16 protein-coding genes are annotated in these 19,125 nt (G+C 65.4%); 9 read left to right on the top strand and 7 right to left on the bottom strand.

Features of this window, described 5'->3' with window-relative positions; all coding sequences use genetic code 11:
* Positions 1-116 precede the first annotated feature (116 nt).
* Positions 117-1,247 (top strand): pyridoxal-phosphate-dependent aminotransferase family protein, encoded by a 1,131-nt coding sequence (locus tag KUV81_RS14360; RefSeq protein ID WP_222544571.1) that lies wholly within the window; start codon positions 117-119, stop codon positions 1,245-1,247.
* 63 nt (positions 1,248-1,310) lie between these two features.
* Here the strand turns inward: KUV81_RS14360 and nrfD are convergent, their stop codons facing one another.
* The 4 genes from nrfD to KUV81_RS14340 form a co-directional block, all read right to left on the bottom strand.
* Positions 1,311-2,258, bottom strand: a complete 948-nt coding sequence (gene nrfD, locus KUV81_RS14355; protein WP_222544570.1) for an NrfD/PsrC family molybdoenzyme membrane anchor subunit — start codon at positions 2,256-2,258, stop codon at positions 1,311-1,313.
* A complete protein-coding gene (locus KUV81_RS14350) occupies positions 2,255-2,827 on the bottom strand; it encodes a 4Fe-4S dicluster domain-containing protein (RefSeq protein ID WP_013347138.1) in 573 nt (190 codons plus the stop codon). Before KUV81_RS14350 ends, nrfD begins: the two co-directional genes overlap by 4 nt.
* Positions 2,828-2,839: 12 nt before the next feature.
* The gene (gene phsA, locus KUV81_RS14345) at positions 2,840-5,119 is read right to left on the bottom strand and encodes a thiosulfate reductase PhsA (protein ID WP_222544569.1); all 2,280 of its coding nucleotides are present in this window, start codon (positions 5,117-5,119) and stop codon (positions 2,840-2,842) included.
* Positions 5,120-5,357: 238 nt separating this feature from the next.
* Positions 5,358-7,109, bottom strand: coding sequence for a sensor histidine kinase (locus KUV81_RS14340; protein WP_222544568.1), 1,752 nt, complete (start codon positions 7,107-7,109; stop codon positions 5,358-5,360).
* A gap of 152 nt (positions 7,110-7,261) precedes the next feature.
* On the opposite strand from KUV81_RS14340, the gene KUV81_RS14335 reads away from it, so the two are divergent.
* From KUV81_RS14335 to KUV81_RS14300, 8 genes are all read left to right on the top strand, one after another.
* Complete coding sequence (locus KUV81_RS14335; RefSeq protein WP_222544567.1) at positions 7,262-7,855, top strand: response regulator transcription factor; 594 nt, start codon at positions 7,262-7,264, stop codon at positions 7,853-7,855.
* A 108-nt stretch (positions 7,856-7,963) separates the two neighbouring features.
* A complete protein-coding gene (locus KUV81_RS14330) occupies positions 7,964-8,224 on the top strand; it encodes a chaperone NapD (protein ID WP_222544566.1) in 261 nt (86 codons plus the stop codon).
* The gene (gene napA / locus KUV81_RS14325) at positions 8,221-10,701 is read left to right on the top strand and encodes a nitrate reductase catalytic subunit NapA (protein WP_222544565.1); all 2,481 of its coding nucleotides are present in this window, start codon (positions 8,221-8,223) and stop codon (positions 10,699-10,701) included. Before KUV81_RS14330 ends, napA (KUV81_RS14325) begins: the two co-directional genes overlap by 4 nt.
* A 10-nt stretch (positions 10,702-10,711) precedes the next feature.
* Positions 10,712-11,104 carry a nitrate reductase cytochrome c-type subunit gene (locus KUV81_RS14320; RefSeq protein ID WP_222544564.1) on the top strand — a complete coding sequence of 131 codons (393 nt, stop codon included), beginning with the start codon at positions 10,712-10,714 and terminating at the stop codon, positions 11,102-11,104.
* A gap of 90 nt (positions 11,105-11,194) precedes the next feature.
* A complete protein-coding gene (gene modA, locus KUV81_RS14315; protein WP_222544563.1) occupies positions 11,195-11,947 on the top strand; it encodes a molybdate ABC transporter substrate-binding protein in 753 nt (250 codons plus the stop codon).
* A gap of 176 nt (positions 11,948-12,123) precedes the next feature.
* Positions 12,124-12,393 carry a chaperone NapD gene (locus KUV81_RS14310; protein ID WP_222544562.1) on the top strand — a complete coding sequence of 90 codons (270 nt, stop codon included), beginning with the start codon at positions 12,124-12,126 and terminating at the stop codon, positions 12,391-12,393.
* Positions 12,390-14,870: a nitrate reductase catalytic subunit NapA gene (gene napA, locus KUV81_RS14305; RefSeq protein WP_222544561.1), complete on the top strand. Its 2,481-nt coding sequence runs from the start codon at positions 12,390-12,392 to the stop codon at positions 14,868-14,870. The genes KUV81_RS14310 and napA (KUV81_RS14305) overlap by 4 nt, the downstream gene beginning before the upstream one ends.
* A gap of 13 nt (positions 14,871-14,883) precedes the next feature.
* On the top strand, positions 14,884-15,249 hold the full coding sequence (locus tag KUV81_RS14300) for a nitrate reductase cytochrome c-type subunit (RefSeq protein ID WP_222544560.1): 366 nt from the start codon (positions 14,884-14,886) through the stop codon (positions 15,247-15,249).
* A 91-nt stretch (positions 15,250-15,340) separates the two neighbouring features.
* Here KUV81_RS14300 and KUV81_RS14295 read toward each other — a convergent pair whose 3' ends face one another.
* From KUV81_RS14295 to KUV81_RS14285, 3 genes are all read right to left on the bottom strand, one after another.
* Positions 15,341-15,949, bottom strand: a complete 609-nt coding sequence (locus KUV81_RS14295) for a molecular chaperone (RefSeq protein WP_222544559.1) — start codon at positions 15,947-15,949, stop codon at positions 15,341-15,343.
* 70 nt (positions 15,950-16,019) lie between these two features.
* Positions 16,020-16,637, bottom strand: a complete 618-nt coding sequence (locus KUV81_RS14290; protein ID WP_222544558.1) for a DMSO/selenate family reductase complex B subunit — start codon at positions 16,635-16,637, stop codon at positions 16,020-16,022.
* Between the two features lie 19 nt (positions 16,638-16,656).
* On the bottom strand, positions 16,657-19,116 hold the full coding sequence (locus KUV81_RS14285) for a DMSO/selenate family reductase complex A subunit (RefSeq protein ID WP_222544557.1): 2,460 nt from the start codon (positions 19,114-19,116) through the stop codon (positions 16,657-16,659).
* Positions 19,117-19,125 lie beyond the last annotated feature (9 nt).

Raw genomic sequence — 19,125 nt, 5'->3', positions numbered from 1 at the left:
AACCGGCGCCTGGCGCCGGTTTTTTTGTGCTCAGTCTGCCGGAACGGCCGCGATTTCTATGGTAACGTGGAGCGTCTGACACCGAACGTCGCGTTAATGAGCAGGAATCGCAACCGATGACAATCCAACCCTTTAACCCGCCGCGCCGGACCCTGATGGGCCCGGGTCCCTCCGATGTCCACCCTCAGGTGCTGCAAGCCCTGGGCAAGCCCACCGTGGGCCACCTGGACCCGACCTTCATCGCCATGATGGATGAGGTCAAGGCGCTGTTGCAGTACGCCTTCCAGACCGAGAACGCCTTCACCATCGCCGTCTCGGCCCCCGGCAGCGCCGGCATGGAGACCTGCTTCGTCAACCTGATGGAGCCCGGCGACAAGGTGATCGTCTGCCGTAACGGGGTGTTCGGTGAGCGGATGCGTCAGAACGTCGAGCGCCTGGGCGGCGAAGCCGTGGTGGTGGATGATACCTGGGGCACCCCGGTCTCCGTCGACAAGGTGGCGGACGCCCTGACCCAGCACCCGGACGCCAAGTTCCTGGCCTTTGTTCACGCCGAAACCTCCACCGGCGCCCTGTCTGACGCCCAGGCGCTGTGCGCCCTGGCCCGTCAGCACGACGCATTGACCATCGTCGACGCCGTCACCTCCCTGGGCGGGGTGGAGCTTAAGGTGGACGAGTGGGGGATCGACGCCATCTACTCCGGCAGCCAGAAGTGCCTCTCCTGCGTGCCCGGCCTGTCGCCGGTCTCCTTCTCTCCCCGGGCGGTGGAGCAGCTCAAGGCCCGCCAGGCGCCGATCTCCAGCTGGTTCCTCGACCAGTCCCTGGTGATGGGCTACTGGTCCGGCGAGGGCAAGCGCAGCTATCACCACACCGCGCCGGTCAACAGCCTCTACGCCCTGCACGAGTCCCTGCGCCTGCTCCAGGAGGAGGGGCTGGAGAACGCCTGGGCCCGCCACCGGGCGATGCACGACAAGCTCAAGGCGGGTCTGGAAACCATGGGGCTGCGCTTCGTGGTGGATGAAGCCCACCGCCTGCCCCAGTTGAACGCCGTCTACATTCCCGAGGGCGTGGACGACGCGGCGGTGCGCAGCGCCCTGCTGGAGCGCTTCAACCTGGAGATCGGGGCGGGTCTGGGCGATCTGGCCGGCAAGGCCTGGCGCATCGGCCTGATGGGCTATGCCGCCCGTGAAGAGAACGTCACCCTCTGCCTGGCGGCCCTGGCCCAGGTGATGGCGGAGGCGCGTCAGTAAGCGCCGCAATCTGTCATAAAAAAACGGCACCCCAGGGTGCCGTTTTTTGTGCCCGAGTCGGGCTCAGCTGATGTAGCTCTGGCCGGCGTACACCACGAAGTGACGCAGTGACAGCACCCCGAGGATGGTGCAGCAGGAGACCGCAATCAGGAAGCCACGACTGTGCTTGAGCTTGGCCGGGGTAAAGACACTGGCCAGTACCGGCACTGCCAGACCCAGGCCCACCACGCCAACCCAGAATACGCTGGCCCAGGTGCCGGTGGTGATGGCGGCGGTGGCGGCCTGGGCTGCCGGACCGGAGAAGTTCAGGCCGACAAACAGCAGCACCAGGCAGAGCGCTTCGTTAAAGGCCACCGGGTACTCGATGCGGTGCACCTGCTCGATGCAGTCGGAGGCCTTCTTGTTGAAGAACAGGGTGGCCACCAGGATGTTGCCGGCGGAGCCCACGCTCAGGGCCGAGGCCAGGAACAGGGCCGGCAGCACTGCGGTGTTGAGGATCGGGTAGCTGATCATCGCCGACAGCAGGAAGCCGGTGTACACCCCCACCGCCAGGGCCAGGGCGAAGATCACCTTGAGCAGAGTGCCCTCCAGGGTGCGGGCCACCTTCAGCAGCCCGGCTAGCGCCGGCATCCTGGCCACCAGCGGGCGCTCAAACACCAGGGCGGCGTAGAGGAATACCAGCGGGATGTAGACCAGCAGGGCTATCACCCCCCAGGCCATCACCGAGGTGAGGTTGTAGTTGATGAGGATCAGGTAGAACTGAAACGGCTTGGTCAGGTCCAGCACCAGCAGCCCCATCCCGGCACAGATCGCCAGCGGACCGATCAGCGCCGAGGCCTTGATCACCGGCAGACCTTCCACCGGCAAGCCGCGCTTCTCCTTGTACCAACGCAGGCCGATGGCCACCAGCAGACTGCCGGCGGAGAGGCCCGCCATAAACAGGTATACAGCGATGATCCAGTTCCAAACGACGGGATCGTATTGCGCCATGTCGCCCCAGATGTTGTTCATGCGGAGATCCCTCCTTTACGGCCTGGAATGCGGTAGACCCGGGGCTGAGTGCCCAGGTGGGCCTTGTTCTGGAAATTGATGGTGGTGTCCAGCAGCTCGCGTACCGGGCTGTTGGGATCGTTGGCGTCGCCAAAGGTCAGGGCCTGGGTCGGGCAGACGCTGACGCAGGCGGGTTGTTCGCCACGGGCCAGACGGGTGTCCTTACAGAAGTTGCACTTGTCCGGCACCCGGGTTTCCGGGTTGATAAAGCGCACCTTGTAGGGGCAGGCGGCGACGCAGTAGAGGCAGCCCACGCACTTGTCCTCTTTGATGGAGACGATGCCGTCCTCGCCCACGTAGGCTGCGCCGGTCGGGCAGACATGCACACAGGGGGCGTTTTCACACTGCTCGCAGGAGACCCGGTTGTACTTAAAGTGCAGGTGCGGGAAGTTGCCGTGGGGCCCCTCGATGCGCACCTGGATGCGGGTAACCCCTTCCGGCACCTGGTTTTCGCTGCGGCAGGCCACGTTGCAGGCCTGACAGCCGATGCACTTGTTCTCGTCGTGCACCATTACGTAACGCTTGTTCATAGCCATCTCCGATTAACGCTTGCTGATCTTGACGCCGGTGGTGTGCAGGTTCATGCCGGTCACCGGTGAGGTGACGTGGGGCAGCAGGTTGCCGCAGTGCACGCCGCGTCCGGTGGCCCGGGCCAGCTCCTTGTTCTTGGAGCCGAAACCCATGTAGGCAAACACGGTGTCCGGGCGGATCCCCGGGGTCAGCAGGGCGTGGCCCTCTTCGCTGCCAGTGTCGTTGTGCAGGCGGATGGGGTCGCCGTTTTCGATGCCCAACTGGGAAGCAGTCAGCGGGTGGATCCACACCGCGTTGTCGGACATCAGGTTGGCCAGCATCGGGATGTTGTGGGTGGCGCCATTGGTGTGGATGGCCACCTTGCCCTGGATAAAGAACAGCTCGTCGGCTTGCTTCATCCGCACCTCCCGGTAGCGGATCACGCCGCGGCCCGGGGCCATCGCTTCCACCTTGGCGGAGCTCAGCTCAATCTTGCCGCTGGGGGTCTTGAAGCTCAGGGCGCTGGCGTAGGTGCCGTCGGCGTCCGGGGTGCGGGCGTCCGGGTAGCGGTCGGCAAAGGTGCGGACCATCTGGGCCTCCCGCAGCATCAGTGGCACGCCGTAGCTGACAAAGCCCTCGGACTTGATGGTCTGCAGCCATTGGGCGTCGCCCTTCACCTGGGTCATCTGCAGCGCGTTCATGCTGTCCCAGGGGAAGAACTGGCCCAGACCCAGGGCATCGCCCAGCTCTTTCCAGATCTGCCAGGAGGGCTTGGCGTCCCCGAGCACGTCCACCACCTGCTGACGCACGTAATAGGCGGGGCTCTTGCCGGACTTGTCGCTGATCTCCTCGTCCCGCTCCAGGTAGGTGCACTCCGGCAGGATCACGTCGGCGTAGGCGGCGGTTTCGCTGATGTAGACGTCGCAGGCCACCACGAAGTCGAGTTTGTTGAGGGCCTCCACGACACGCTGGCGGTCGGTCATGGTCTGCATCGGGTTGGAGCGGCTGATCACCCAGCCTTTGAGGGAGTAGGGCACGCCCTGCAGGGTGGCGTCCAGCACGCTCTGGTAGATGCCACCGGAGGACCAGCACATGGCGAACTGCTCATCCACTTGGTCGATGCGCTTGGCGGTCGCTTTGGGCATCCCCTCCACGCCGGGTTTGCCCAGCGACGGTGTGACCTCGGCCCCGGCCAGCTTGTTGTAGGTGCCGGCCTTCTTGCCGAAATAGAGGCCGCCTTTGCGCTCGATGTTGCCGATCAGGATGTTGGCGGCATAGAGGGCGCGGCGCAGCTCGAACTCTTCGGTGGTGAAGCTGGCGCGGTGGCCGAAATCCACCACGGCGTGGGGGGCCGCGGCGGCGTATTCGTGGGCGATGCGGCGGATGTCGGCGGCGGGCACGTCGCTGATCCGCTCGGCCCATTCCGGGGTGTAGGCTTTCACCTCGGCGGCAAAGGCGTCGAACCCTTCCACGTACCGGGCGACGAACGCCTTGTCGTACAGGTTGTCTTCGATCAGCACATGACAGAGCGCCAGGGCCACGGTGACGTCGGTGCCGGGTTTGATGGCGTACCACTCGTCCGCCTTGTCGGCGACGATGGAGAAGCGCGGCTCAAACACCACCAGCTTGGCGCCCCGGTCCATCTGGGCTTTCATCATGCCGCGGGTCTCGGACATGTTGATCCCTTCGTACAGGTTGTGGCCGAAGTTGATGATGTACTTGGAGTTGCCCAGGTCACGCTTGATCTTGCCACCGAACATCGCCTTGGCGGCGATCACGTAGCCACCCGGGCAGGTGGTGGCGTGGGTAAAGGTGTTGGGGCTGCCAAAGGCCTTGGCCAGGTGGAACAGGTGGCCGGAGAGGGAGCCGGACTTGGAGGAGAAGGCCACCGCTTCCGGGCCATGCTCCGCCTTGATGCGGTTGAGGTTATCGCTGATCAGCTGATAGGCCTCACTCCATTCGATCTCCTGCCACTTACCTTCGCCCCGCTCACCGGTGCGCTTGAGGGGTTTGACGATGCGCTGCTTGTCGTACAGCAGGCTGTGACCGGCGCCGCCACGGGCACAGACCGCACCGCCAAAGGATTTGGCTTTGGGGTTGCCCAGAATAGACACCGCCTTGTCGCCCACCACCCGGGCCGAGATGGGGCAACGGGTGGAGCACATCTCACAGATGCTGGCGATCTCCTCGCCCTTGGCATTCAGTGCGCCGGGCTCCATCGCGCCGACGCTGCCCGGCAGGAGCGTGGCCAGGGCGCAGCCGGCGGTGCTGGCGCCGGCCCCTTTGATGAACGTTCGACGATCGAGTTTCATCCTCTTTCCCCTTGTTCAGCCCGGTTCCGTACCGGGCGCTGACGATTGCAAAGGTGGCGGTGCCACCGGACTCGTCCCTAGAGATACCCAAGGGGGGTGGTGAGCGGACATTGTGGTTAACCACATATCGCCGGGGCGATGTAGTGGTTTTGTGAACTGGATCGAAACAAAAAGGGCCCCTACCGGGGCCCGTTGAGGCTGTCAATTGTGGTGAACCACAGGGGGGAGTTTCACGGATTCAGCGGCGCTGATGGGGCAGGGTCAGGGTGGCCTGACAGCCGCCCTGGGGGCCGTTGTCGATCTGGAAAGTGCCCTCGTGGGCGGTGGCAATGTCGGCGCAGATCGCCAGCCCCAGCCCCAGCCCATCGGGCTTGGTGGTGGTGAAGGTGGCCATCAGCTGCTCCACCGGCAGACTGAGTCCCGGGCCATTGTCGGTGACCGTGAGGGTGACCTGATCGGGCTCGAAGTGCAGGGTGATCCAGACCATAGGGTCGGCCTGGGGTGGGTGCGCTTTCAGGGCGTCCAGGCTGTTTTTCAGCAGGTTCACCATCACCTGCTGCATCCCCACCGCGTCGGCTTCCACCACGTAGGGCTCCCCGGTCACCCGGGAGCGCAGGGCGATGTGGTGGCGTTCGCTCTCCGGCCGCAGCAGGGCCAGGCTCTCATCCACCAAGGTCAGCAGGTTGGTTTTGCCGAACACCGCCTCCCGCCGTTTCAGCAGGCCGCGGATGCGGTGCACTATGGCCCCGGCCCGGGAGGATTGCTGGTGGATCTTGTCCAGCAGCGCCAGCAGTTCGGTGTCCGGCTGGGTCTGGCTTCGCAGCCGGATCATGCCCCCTTCGCTGTAGTTGGTGATGGCCGCGATGGGCTGATTCACCTCATGGGCCAGGCCGGCGCCGATCTCGCCGATGATGGCGGCGCTCTGCAGCCGCTCCATCTGCAGCGCTTTTTGCTTCAGGGCCCGCTCGGTTTTCACCAGGGTGTCGCTCTTCTGGCGGAATTTGTACTCCAGCCAGAAGTGGTAAAAGGTGGCCGCCAGGAAGATCACCAGGGCCAGCAGGCCCCAGTGGCGGTTCTCTTTCAGCCAGTTCTGGAAGTGCTGCCAGTAGGTGACCCGCTCGGGCTTGCCCTGCAGCTCGCTGAACAGCTGGATCACCTTGAGCTGACTGATGGGGGAGGTCCAACCCCAGAACTGCCCGGCAATGGCGGCCGGGTGGTCCGGTGGAATGTCCAGCAGTGCCTGGGTGATCACCTTGGTGGTGCGGGTGTCCACGGTTTCGCTGGCGGCAAAGGACCAATTGGGGTAGAGCGCGGTGCTCACTTCGCAATCGTAGCCCGGGGGGTGGCTGGGGTTCAGCACCCTGAAATCCTCCGGATTGACCAGCCCCCGCTTCACCATCTCCTCCAGGGTGCAAAAGGGGGTGATGGCCGCGTCCACCTGGCGGTCTCGCACCTGGTACACCAAAGGATCCAGCGGGAATCCCAGGAAATTGACCTGCTGAAAGTAACTGTCCGGCTGCATCCCCAGTTTGCGCATCAGCCCCACCGTCGCCTGGTAACCGCCCAGGGCATGGGGGCCGGAGGCCGCCACCGTGCGATTTTTCAGGTCATACAGGGTGCGATAGGGGCTGTCGGCGCGCACCAGGATGGCGGAGCCGATGGCGTAGGTGGTGCCCTGGTGCTGGCGAGAGCGCATGGTGGCCAGCCAGGAGAGCGGGTACTGATTGGAGAGGTAGAGGTACTGGCCCGGGTTGGTGACGATAAACTGGATCTTGCCCTCTTCCAGGGCCTGGTTGAGCTGCTCGAAGGTGCCGGGGTAGATGGAAAACTCGGTGCCGGGCAGGTGGGCTTCCAGGTAGCGGGCCAGCGGCTGCCAGCGCTCCTGGGCCGCCTGGTAGCCCCAGTTGGCCAGCACGCCAACGGTCAGCTCGGCGCCGAAGGCCGGATGGATCATCAGGCTCAGCAACAGGGGCAGCAGATATTTGGGCATGGCGAACACCGGGTATCCTCAGGGACGGGCGTCGCCAGCTTATCCGCTCCTCTGTTGCGCGGATGTGAACTGCTTCACTGTTACAGCAGGGCGAGTCGCACCGGGGGACAAAATGCGATACCTATCGAGGGAGACATTGTGAGGGCCCAACCATGACCAGCTCCCCGGCCATCTACCTGGTGGACGACGACAGCGCCATTCTCGACTCTCTCAGCTTCCTGATGGAGAGCTACGGGTTTCCCCTGACCCCCTATGCCGAGGGTGAGCGGTTCCTGGAGGAGGTGGACCTGAGTCTGCCCGGGTGCGTCATTCTCGACAGCCGCATGCCGGGCCTCAGCGGCCAGGATCTGCAGCGTCATCTGGTGGCGGCCCGCAGCCCCTTGGCGGTGATCTTCCTGACCGGGCACGGCGACGTCCCCATGGCGGTGGAGGCCTTCAAGGCCGGTGCCTTCGACTTCTTCCAGAAGCCGGTCAAGGGGCAGGAGCTGGCGGCGGCCCTGCGTGAGGGGCTGGCCCAAAGCCAGGCCCGATTCGAAACCGGTCAACAACAGGCCAAGCTGGCCACCCTCAGCGTCCGGGAGCGGGCGGTGTTTGACCGGGTGATCCAGGGCCACACCAACAAGCAGATGGCGGACAGCCTCTGCGTGGCGGTGCGCACCATCGAAGTGCACCGCGCCAACATGATGAAAAAGCTGGGGGTGGACTCGCTGGCGGCGCTGATGCAGCTGGCATCCCAGCGCCCCTGACCCCGTTAAGGGACGGCAACCGGCCTTTGGGCCGGTTTTTTTGTGCCCAAACCCCTGCTCCCGGGCTGGTCTATCTTGATAGAACCCTGGCCAGAGAATCGAGGACGCATGGAGCGCAACTATCACGTCAGCAGCCTGGTGGTGCACTGCCGACCGCAGCAGGTCGACGCCGTGGCCCAGGCCATTGCCGCACACCCCGGGGCGGAAGTCCCCACCCGTCAGGACGCCAAGCTGGTGGTGGTGCTGGAAGCCACCGACGGCCAGGCGGTCCTGGATTTGGTGGACGCCATCCGGGCATTGGAGGGGGTGCTGAGCACCGCCCTGGTGTATCAGCAGGTCGAACCCATGACGGAGGAGCAGTGGATATGAGCCTGTCACGTCGCAGCTTTTTGAAAGCCAAGGCCGCCCTGGCGGCCGCTTCGGTGGCCGGTGCCACCCTGCCCGCCCGGCTGGTGGAAGCCGCCGAAGCCGGCGAGGATCTCAACTGGCAGAAAGCCCCCTGCCGCTTCTGCGGTACCGGCTGCTCGGTGCTGGTGGGCACCGACAAGGGCAAGGTGGTGGCCACCCAGGGCGACCCCAAGAGCCCGGTCAACATGGGGATGAACTGCGTTAAGGGCTACTACCTGGCCAAGATCATGTACGGCGAAGGTCGCCTGACCCAGCCTCTGTTGCGGATGAAGGACGGCAAGGTCGACAAGGGGGGCGAGTTGACCCCGGTCAGCTGGGACCAGGCCTTCGACGTCATGGCGGACAAGTGGAAAGCCAGCCTGAAGGCCAAAGGGCCCACCTCGGTGGGGATGTTCGGCTCCGGCCAGTGGACCATCTGGGAGGGCTACGCCGCTGCCAAGCTGATGAAAGCGGGCTTTCGCTCCAACAACCTCGAGCCCAACGCCCGCCACTGCATGGCCTCGGCGGTGGTGGGCTTCCTGCGGGCCTTCGGCATCGATGAGCCCATGGGCTGTTACGACGACTTCGAACACGCCGATACCTTCGTCCTTTGGGGCTCCAACGCCGCCGAGATGCACCCCATCCTCTGGGCACGACTGACCGAGCGGCGCCTCTCCCACGACGCCTGCCGGGTGCACGTGCTCTCCACCTACGAAAACCGCTGTTTCGATCTGGCGGACAACGCCATGGTGATGCAGCCCCAGTCGGATCTGGTGATCCTCAACTACATCGCCAACCACATCATCCAAAGCGGCGCGGTGAACAAGGCCTTCGTCGACAAGCACGTGAAGTTTGCCGAGGCGACGCCGGACATCGGTTACGGCCTGCGCCCGGAAGATCCCCGGGAGAAGAAGGCCAAGAACGCCGGCTCGGGGGCGATGAAGGACATCAGCTTCGACGAGTACAAGCGCTACCTGTCGGAGTACACCCTGGAGAAGGCCTCGCAGATGTCCGGGGTGCCCCAGGAGAACCTCAAGGCCCTGGCGGAGGCCTACGCCGATCCCAAGGCCCGGGTGATGAGCCTGTGGTGCATGGGCTTCAACCAGCACGTGCGCGGGGTCTGGGCCAACAACTCGGTCTACAACCTGCACCTGCTCACCGGCAAGATCTCCGAGCCGGGCAACAGCCCCTTCTCCCTCACCGGCCAGCCCGCCGCCTGCGGCACCGCCCGGGAAGTGGGCACCTTCAGCCACCGCCTGCCGGCGGACATGGTGGTGATGAACGACAAACACCGGGCCCTGGCGGAGGAGAAGTGGCAGCTGCCCAAGGGCACCATCCCCGCCAAGCCGGGGTTCCACGCCGTGGATCACTGTCGCAAGCTCAAGGACGGGGTGATCAACTGCTACTGGATCCAGGTCAACAACAACCTGCAGGCTGGCCCCAACACCAACGAGGAGGTGCTGCCGGGCTACCTTAACCCGGAGAACTTCATCGTCGTCTCCGATCCCTACATGACGGTGACCGCCTCGGTGGCGGACCTGGTGCTGCCCACCGCCATGTGGGTGGAGAAGGAGGGGGGCTTCGGTAACGCCGAGCGGCGCACCCACCTGTGGCACCAGATGGTCAAGGCCCCGGGCCAGGCCCGCTCCGATCTCTGGCAGCTGATGGAGTTTGCCAAACGCTTCAAGGTCAGCGAGGTGTGGCCGGACGAACTGCTGGCCCAGAAGCCCGAGTACAAGGACAAGACCCTGTACGACGTGCTCTTTGCCAACGGGGTGGCCAACCGCTTCCCCCGCTCCGACTGCAAATCGCCCCTCAACGACGAGTCCGACGCCTTCGGCTTTTACGTGCAGAAGGGGCTGTTCGAGGAGTACGCCGCCTTTGGCCGGGGCAAGGCCCACGATCTGGACGACTTCGACGCCTACCACGAGAACCGGGGCAAACGCTGGCCGGTGGTGGACGGCAAGGAGACCCCTTGGCGCTTCAAGGTGGGGCGGGATCCCTACGCCAAGGGGGAGGGGTTCGACTTCTACGGCAAACCGGACGGCAAGGCGGTGGTGATCGCCAACCCCTACGAGCCGCCGGCGGAGAGCCCGGACAAGGAGTACGACCTCTGGTTCAGCACCGGGCGGGTGCTGGAGCACTGGCACACCGGCACCATGACCGGCCGGGTACCGGAGCTGCACAACGCTTATCCCAACGCCAAGCTCTACATGCACCCGGAGGACGCCAAGGCCCGCGGCCTGGCCCGGGGCGACGAGGTGGTGGTGACCAGTCGTCGCGGCAGTGTGCGCACCCGGGTGGAGACCCAGGGTCGCAACAAGCCGCCCCAGGGGATGACCTTTATGCCCTTCTTCGACGCCAGTCAGCTGGTCAATAAGCTGCTGCTGGACGCCACGGATCCCATCTCCAAAGAGACCGACTTCAAGAAGTGCGCGGTCAAGGTGGCCAAGGCCTGAGGAGCCCGTTATGACCCATTGGAAACCCCTGTTACTGGTGGCGCTGGGCCTGTCGGGCCTGGCGCTGGCGGCGGAGCTGCCCCAGTCCTTGCGCGGCGCCACGCCGGTGTCCGACGCCGCCCCGGCACCGGCCATGGCCGATTACCCGGCCAAGGGCACGTCGCTGCCGCGCTCCCTGGTGCACCAGCCGCCGCTCATCCCCCACAAGGCAAGCTACCCCATCACCGGTCAGCGTAACGGCTGCACCGGCTGCCACGATCCCAAGCGGGCCGCCAAGATGAAGGCCACCCCCATCCACATCTCCCACTACCGCAGCGACAGCACCCTCAAGGGGGAGTACTACTTCTGCAACCAGTGCCATGTGCCCCAGCAGAACCTGTCCGAGATCAAGGCCGCGCAATAAAGCCGCTGACGGTAAACTCTTTCGGTTGCTAAGATGGGCGCGTTTTTTCGGGGCGGCACGGGCCGCCCCCGTCTTGAGCAGGGAGCCGGAATGATGCGTTGTGTCCGCGGGATGGTGTTGCTGTGTGCGGCACTGCTGTCGTCCTCGGTGTGGGCCACCGAGCTCAAAGTGGCGGTGGCGGCCAACTTCCATCCGGTGTTCGAGCGCATCGCCGAGGGCTTCGAGCGGGAGTCCGGAGTGCGGGTGCGGATCTCCTCCGGCGCCAGCGGCGCCCTCTACACCCAGATCCGCCACGGCGCCCCCTTCGATCTCTTCCTCTCCGCCGACAGTGCCCGCCCGGCCCTGTTGGAGCAGCACGACCTGATCCTGCCCGGCTCTCGCGCCACCTATGCGGTGGGCATACTGGCGTTCTGGTCCCGGGAGGGGGGCGCCGACGAAGCCCGGCTGCGGCTCTGGCATCAGCGCCTGGCCATCGCCAACGCCCGCACCGCCCCCTACGGCGAAGCGGCGGAGCAGGTGCTCGATCACCTGGCCCTTACCGACAGCCTCAAGGGCAAGCTGCTGCGGGGCAACAGCGTGGTGCAGGCGTTCCAGTACGTGGACAGCGGCAACGTCGGCGGCGGCCTGGTGGCCCTCTCGCTGCTCAAGGCCCGGGCGGTGCCCGAGTCCCACTACTGGCCGGTACCGCCTCAGTGGCACCACCCCTTGGACCAGCAGGCGGTGATCCTCAAGCGCACCGCCGAGCCCGAGGCCGCCAAGGCGCTGATGCGCTACCTGCTGGAGCAGCGCCCCCTGCTGACCCAGGCCGGCTACTCCGTCATTGAGGCGCCGATCCGCTTCTGAATCCCCACCTCCATACCGCTCCCATCCTGCCCGACCTGGCGGGAAGATTGTTTTCCCTTCCCGCGCCACTTTTTTGATCCGTGGCGCTTTTTTCGCCAACTACCTCCGACTGGGTATATCCCGGGAAAGGCCGCATTTTCATTATGGGTTTGAACGGTCAGCCAGAGGAGAGTCCCGTGACAGACGAATACCACATCACCAGTTTCGCGGTGCATTGCCAGCCGGGGCAGGTGGACGAGGTCTGCCGGGCCATCGAATCGATGGCGGGCGCCGAGATCCACGCCCGCACCGATGAGGGCAAGCTGGCAGTGACCTTGGAGCGGCGCGATCGCAACGACATGCGTCAGGGCATGGAGGGGATCGCCACCCTGCCCGGCGTACTGTCCGCGGCGCTGACCTACCACCGGGTAGAAACCTTAGATGAGCTGGGGGAAACAACAGGATGAAACTGGATCGTCGCAACTTTATCAAAGCCAACGCGGCGCTGGCGGCGGCCACCGCGGCCGGCGCCAGCCTGCCGGCTGGCCTGGCCAGGGCCGCCGAGGGTCAGGACGACATTCACTGGGACAAGGCGCCCTGCCGCTTCTGCGGCGTGGGCTGCTCCATCATGGTCGGGACCAAGAACAACCGCATCGTCGGCACCAAGGGCAACCCGGACAGCCCGGTCAACAAGGGGATGGCCTGTGTGAAGGGCTACTTCCTCTCCAAGGTGCTCTACGGCCAGGACCGGCTGACCACCCCGCTGCTGCGGATGAAGAACGGCCAGTTCGCCAAAGACGGGGAGTTGACCCCGGTCAGCTGGGATCGCGCCTACGACGAGATGGCCGCCCGCTGGAAGGCCAGCCTCAAGGCCAAGGGCCCCACCTCCGTGGGGATGTTCGGCTCCGGCCAGTGGACCGTGTGGGAGGGCTACGCCGCCGCCAAGCTGATGAAGGCCGGCTTCCGCTCCAACAACATCGATCCCAACGCTCGTCACTGCATGGCTTCCGCGGTGGTGGGCTTCCTGCGCGCCTTCGGCATCGATGAGCCCATGGGCTGCTACGACGACATCGAGCACACCGACGCCTTTGTGCTCTGGGGCTCCAACGCCGCCGAGGCCCATCCGGTGCTGTGGAACCGCATCACCGATCGTCGCCTCTCCCACCCGGGTTGCGAGATCCACGTGCTCTCCACCTACAAGCACCGCTGCTTCGAGCTGGCGGACAACGGCATGGTGTTCGCGCCGCACCGGGACCAGATCCTGCTGAACTTCGTCGCCAACTACATCATCCAGAACGATGCGGTGAACTGGGACTTCGTCAACAAGCACACCAAGTTCGCCATGGCCCAGGCCGACATCGGTTACGGCCTGCGTCCGGATCACCCGCTGGAGAAGGCGGCCAAGAACCCCGGATCCGGCAAGACCGAGGCGATCAGCTTCGAGCAGTACGCCCAGTTCCTGGAGCGCTACACCCTGGAGTACACCGTCGAGCAGACCGGCGTGCCCGCCGAGGCCCTGCTCAAGATGGCCAAGCTGTACGCGGATCCCAAGCGCAAGGTGATGAGCCTGTGGTGCATGGGTGCCAACCAGCACGTGCGCGGCGTCTGGGTGAACAACTCCATCTACAACATCCATCTGCTGACCGGCAAGATCTCCGAGCCGGGCAACAGCCCCTTCTCCCTCACCGGTCAGCCCTCCGCCTGCGGCACCGCCCGGGAAGTGGGCACCTTCGCCCACCGCCTGCCGGCGGACATGGTGGTGATGAAGGAGAAGCACCGCACCGTCACCGAGCAGCGCTGGCAGCTGCCCAAGGGCACCATCCCCGGCAAGCCCGGCTTCCACGCCGTGATGCACAACCGGATGCTCAAAGATGGGGTGATGAACTGCTACTGGACCCAGTGCACCAACAACCTGCAGGCCGGGCCCAACATCAACGAGGAGGCCCTGCCGGGGTTCACCAACCCGGACAACTTCATCACCGTCTCCGACGCCTACATGACGGTGACCGCCTCCATGGCCGATCTGGTGCTGCCCACCGCCATGTGGGTGGAGAAGGAGGGCGCCTACGGTAACGCCGAGCGCCGCGGCCAGTACTGGCACCAGATGGTCACTCCGGTGCCCGGCGCCCGCTCCGATCTGCGCCAGGTGATGGAGTTCGCCCAGCGCTTCACCATGGAGGACGTCTGGACCGAAGAGCTGCTGGCCCAGGCCCCCGAGTACCGCGGCAAGACCCTGTTCGAGGTACTGTTCGCCAACGGTGAGGTGAACAAGTTCCCCACCCGGGAGTGCAAGGGGCGGTTCAACGACGAGAACAAGGCGTTTGGCTTCTACGTGCAGAAGGGCCTGTTCGAGGAGTACGCCGGCTTCACCCGCGGTCACCACCACGATCTGGGCGACTTCGACGCCTACTTCGGTGAGGGCCTGCGCTGGCCGGTGGTGAACGGCAAGGAGACCCTGTGGCGCTTCAAAGAGGGGCTGGATCCCTACGTCGAGAAGGGCACCGGCTTCCAGTTCTACGGCAAGCCCGATGGCAAGGCGGTGATCATCGCCAACACCTACGAGCCGCCGGCGGAGAGCCCGGATGAGGAGCACGATCTCTGGATGTGCACCGGCCGCATCCTGGAGCACTGGCACACCGGATCCATGACCCGTCGGGTGCCGGAGCTGCACGACGCCTTCCCCAACGGTCAGGTGTTTATGAACGCCGAGGACGCCGCGGCCCGCGGGCTGAGCGAAGGGGACGCCGTGGTGGTCTCCAACCGCCGGGGCGAGGTGCGCAGTCGGGTGACCACCGACAGCCGTTACGAGATGCCGCGCGGGGTGATCTTCATGGCCTTCTTCGACTCCAGCCAGCTGATCAACAAGCTGATCCTGGACGCCACGGATCCCATCTCCAAGGAGACGGATTTCAAGAAGTGTCCGGTGAAAGTGACCAAGGCCTGAGGAGGAAAGGAAGATGAAAAAGACACTGTCCCTGATGGCCCTGATGCTGGCCCTGAGCGGTTGCCAATCCGGCGGCAGCGAGCCGGTGAACGGGCCCCAGTCCCTGCGTGGCGAGGTGCCGGTGGCGGCCACCGCGCCGGTCGCCGCCGTGGCCCAGTACCCGAGCAAGGGCACGTCGGTGGCGGTCACCTCGGTGGGCCAGCCCCCGGTGATCCCCCACTCGGCGGACTACCCCATCAACCTGGATAAGAACGGCTGCATCAGCTGCCACCGGGGCGGCAAGCGCAAGATGGCCGAAAGCCACTTCGACGACGGCAAGGTGGACGGCAAGTACTACCAGTGCAAAGCCTGCCACGTGCCCCAGGCGGAAAATTTCTGACCCCATCACGCCCAGACCAGGCCGCCCTTCGGGGCGGCTTTTTTGTGTCCGGCGCGGGGCAAAAAAACGCCCCCGTGTCGGGGGCGGCGTCTTACTTGTACAGCTGCAGCGGGTCCGGCGTGATGGCCAGCCGCCGCTGCCAGTCGCCCAGCAGCGTCGCCAGCAGGTCGCCGAAACCGGCGTAGTAGCCGGTGCGGGCCTCCCGGGCCACCGCCTCGGTGAAGCGGTGGCTCCAGGGCAGCAGGTGGTGGGTCAGCAGGTCGGTGACCCCGGCCTGGTCCTGCTGCTCGAACAGCTGGCCCAGCAGCGCCAGGATGAGGCCAATGTGATCCTCCGGCTCCCGGTGGGCCAGCTCGAAGGCCACGCCCTTCTCCCGGCAGAAGCGGGCCAGGGCCACCGTGGTGTCGCCAAACACCAGGTTCTCCTTGTCGGTGTACACCGAGCCCCAGGGGTAGGCGGCGATCTCCCCCGGGCCGATAAAGAGCCGGTAGTGCTCCCGCTCGATGGTGTCGAAATCGTCCTGGGCCAGGCTGGCCTTCACCTGGGCGATGGCCGCCCCGGTGGGGGTGCCTAAGTCGGGCCACTGGTCCAGCAGACCGGAGTCACTCAGCTCGGCCAGGAACGCGGGGGTGGGTTTGTGGTAGAACACGTTGTGCAACACGCCACAGGCGGCGGCCGCGTAGGGATAGAGTTCGGTCATGGGCGTCTCCACAGTGATGGAGTCAGGGTAGTTCAGCGGGGGCCGGCGGACGCCGACCCCCGTCGGGTTTTTACACTTCGAACCAGTTCAGCACTTCGCCACCGGCCTGGGCATTGCGGTTGCGCTTGATGACCAGGTTGGGCGCAGTGATGCTGGCGGAGGGCAGCGGGTTGATGTCGGCGTTGGAGCCGTACTTGGCCCGCAGCTCATCGATGGGGCCGAACTCCAGCGCCCGCAGGGGGCAGGACTCGACGCAGATCGGGTTGCGACCCTGGCTCAGGCGCTCGTAGCAGCCGTCGCACTTGGTCATCACCCCGTGGGCCTTGTCGATCTGCGGTGCGTCGTAGGGGCAGGCCCGGGCGCAGCTTTCACAGCCGATGCAGATCCCCTGGTCGATGTGCACCAGGCCGTCGCTGCGGCGCTTGTAGCAGGCGCCGGTGGGGCAGGCCTTCACACACACCGGGTTGCTGCAGTGGTTGCAGCCGATGGAGACGTAGTAGCTGTAGACGCTTTGCTCCACGGTGCCGTCGCCGTTCTCCTGCCAGCTGCCGCCGCCGTATTCGTACACCCGGCGCCACTTCACGTCCTTGGGCAGATCCTTGCGATCCTTACAGGCCACATGACAGGTCTTGCAGCCGGTGCACTTGCTGGTATCGACGTAAAAGCCGTACTGCTTGGGTTCGTTCATGGTCAATCTCTCCAAAATCTTAAGCGGTCACTTTTACCCGGATGGTGTGCTGCGGGTTGCCCTTGGAAACCGGGGTGGGGTGGTATTTGGTCAGGGCGTTGATGCAGCCGCCCTGGTCCACGGCACCGGCACGGTTGCCCAGGTACCAGGCGCCCTGCGCCATGGCCACCACGCCCACCATCACCCGCGGGGTGATCTTGGCGCGCACGCTGATGGCGCCCTGGGGGCTGGTGAGGGTGATCATCTGGCCCTTGCTGACCCCGTACTTGGCGGCATCGGCGGGGTTGAACCAGGCGGCGTCCTCCACCGCTTCGCGCAGCCACTCGACGTTGTGGTAGCTGGAGTGGGTACGGCCCTTGGTGTGGTAGCCCACCACCTGCAGGGGGTACTCGTCCCGGGTCTCCTCATCCTCGAACCCCTGCCAGGCTTCGGTGTAGTGGGGCAGCGGGGTGATCTGGTCGTAATCCTTGTCGGAGGCCGGCACCCACTCGTCCCGCTTCTTGGCCCAGTCGAGGGAGTAGATCTCGATCTTGCCGGAGGGGGTGGAGAGGGCTTTGCCGTCCTTGATGAAGCTCTGCAGCGCCACGTGGGTGCCCGGGCTGTGGCGGCGGTAGAAGCCCACCTTCTGCGCTTCGGCGTAGGTGGCCGGCAGGTTCAGCTCCGGGTTGCTGCTGCGGGTGCCCTGGTAGAGGTGCTCCAGCCACTCCTGTTCGCTGCGCCCCTCGGTGTAGGCGGCCTCCTGGCCAAACGCCTTGGCCAGCCCCAGGCCGATCTGGTAGAGGTTTTTGCAGTTGTACATCGGCTCGATGCCGGTGCTCAGGAAGGTGAGGTATCCGGTCTCACCGGAGGCGTAGCTGTCGTTGGCCAGGTCGTTGGACTCCACCCAGGTGGTGTCCGGCAGGATGTAATCGGCGAAGCGGGCGCTGGCGGTCATCCAGCAGTCGGCCACCACCACCAGCTCACACTTGGACTCGTCCTCCAGAATCTGACGGGTGTGGTTGATGTCGGAGTGCTGGTTGATCAGCGCGTTGCCGGTGGAGGAGAACACCGCCTTGACGTTGACCCCCAGTTTCTCGCCCTCGTCCAGCCCCTTCACCCCGTCGGCGGTGGCGGTCATCTCCTCGCCACGCTCGATCGCCTCGGCCCAGGTGTGGAAACAGATGGAGGCGGACTCGGGGTTGGAACCGGCGCTCATGCCGGAGCGGCCCAGGCCGAAGTTGGCTGGCAGCTCGCCGTTGTTGACCCCGTGCTCCCCCAGCTTGCCGGTCAGGATCGGCAGCATGTAGAGGGCGCGCATGGTCTGTTCGCCGCAGGCGTGGCGGTTACAACCGGCGCCGATGGTGATGTAGGGGGTCTGGGCGCCCATGATCTTGTCCGCCAGATCCTGGATCTGGTGGACCGGCACGCCACACTTGCCCGCGGCCCACTCGGCGGTGCGGGGGCCCTGCTCGGCGTACTTGCCGACGCCCATGATGTAGTCGTGGTAGTTCTCGTCGGAGTCGATGAGGTGGGCGTAGTCCGGGTTGTCGATCTTGGCCTGTTCCAGGGAGGCCTTGTCGTAGCCGATGGCGTACTGGTCGAGGAAGGCCTGGGAGTGCTGCGCCACCCAGCCGGAGCTGATCATCAGGTAGGCGATCGCCTCGGCCAGGGCGCCGTCGGTGCCCGGGCGGATCGGCAGCCACTGGTCTTCCTTACCCAGGGTGGTGTCGGTGTAGCGGGGATCGATGATGATCACGTCCAGCTTGGCGCTGGCCCGGCGCTTCTCGATGGCGTTGAGGAAGTCGATCTGCTCACCGGAGCCGGACATGCGGATCTCGAAGGGGTTGAAGCCGAAGCCCACCACCAGATCGGAGTGCTGGATCTCGGACAGCCGGGTGCCGCTGGTGCCGCCGGTGCCGAAGGTGGCCGGACCGGCCACGTTGAGCTGGGCCCAGGAGTAGTTGCCGTAGTAGTTGAGGTGGCCGCCGGAGAGGCGCAGGGCGCGCTGGATGCAGCTGCTGCTGGCGAAGCCGTAGTAGGCGCCGGAGCCGTAGTGGTGGTAGATGGAGCGGGGGCCGTAGGCCGCCTGCAGTTCCATCACCTTGCTGCCGATCTCGGCGAACGCCTGCTCCCAGCTGATCTCCTCGTACATGCCGGCGCCGCGCTTGGTGCCCGCCTTACGCTTGAGGGGGGTCTTGAGGCGATCGGCGGCGTAGGTGCGCTGCTTGATGGAGCGGCCCCTCAGACAGGCGCGTACCTGGTGGTCGCCGTACTGGTCGGTGCCGGAGTGGTCGGTCTCCACCCGCAGGATGCGGCCTTCGGAGCTGATCACCTTGAGCGGGCAGTTGGAGCCGCAGTTCACCAAACAGGCGGAGAAGTTCACCTGCTCCTCGGTGGGCACCTCGGGGTCCACGGTTTCGGTTTTCTTGCCACCACAGGCGGCCAGGCAGGACACCGCCCCGGCGGTGGCACTCAGTTTCAGAAACTCACGACGTTGCATAAGGTCACC

Origin of the sequence: Ferrimonas balearica, assembly GCF_019802085.1 — a bacterium.
Lineage (GTDB): Bacteria > Pseudomonadota > Gammaproteobacteria > Enterobacterales > Shewanellaceae > Ferrimonas > Ferrimonas balearica_B.
Note: the sequence above shows the minus strand (reverse complement) of the source record. Positions and strands in the feature narration are given on the sequence as shown.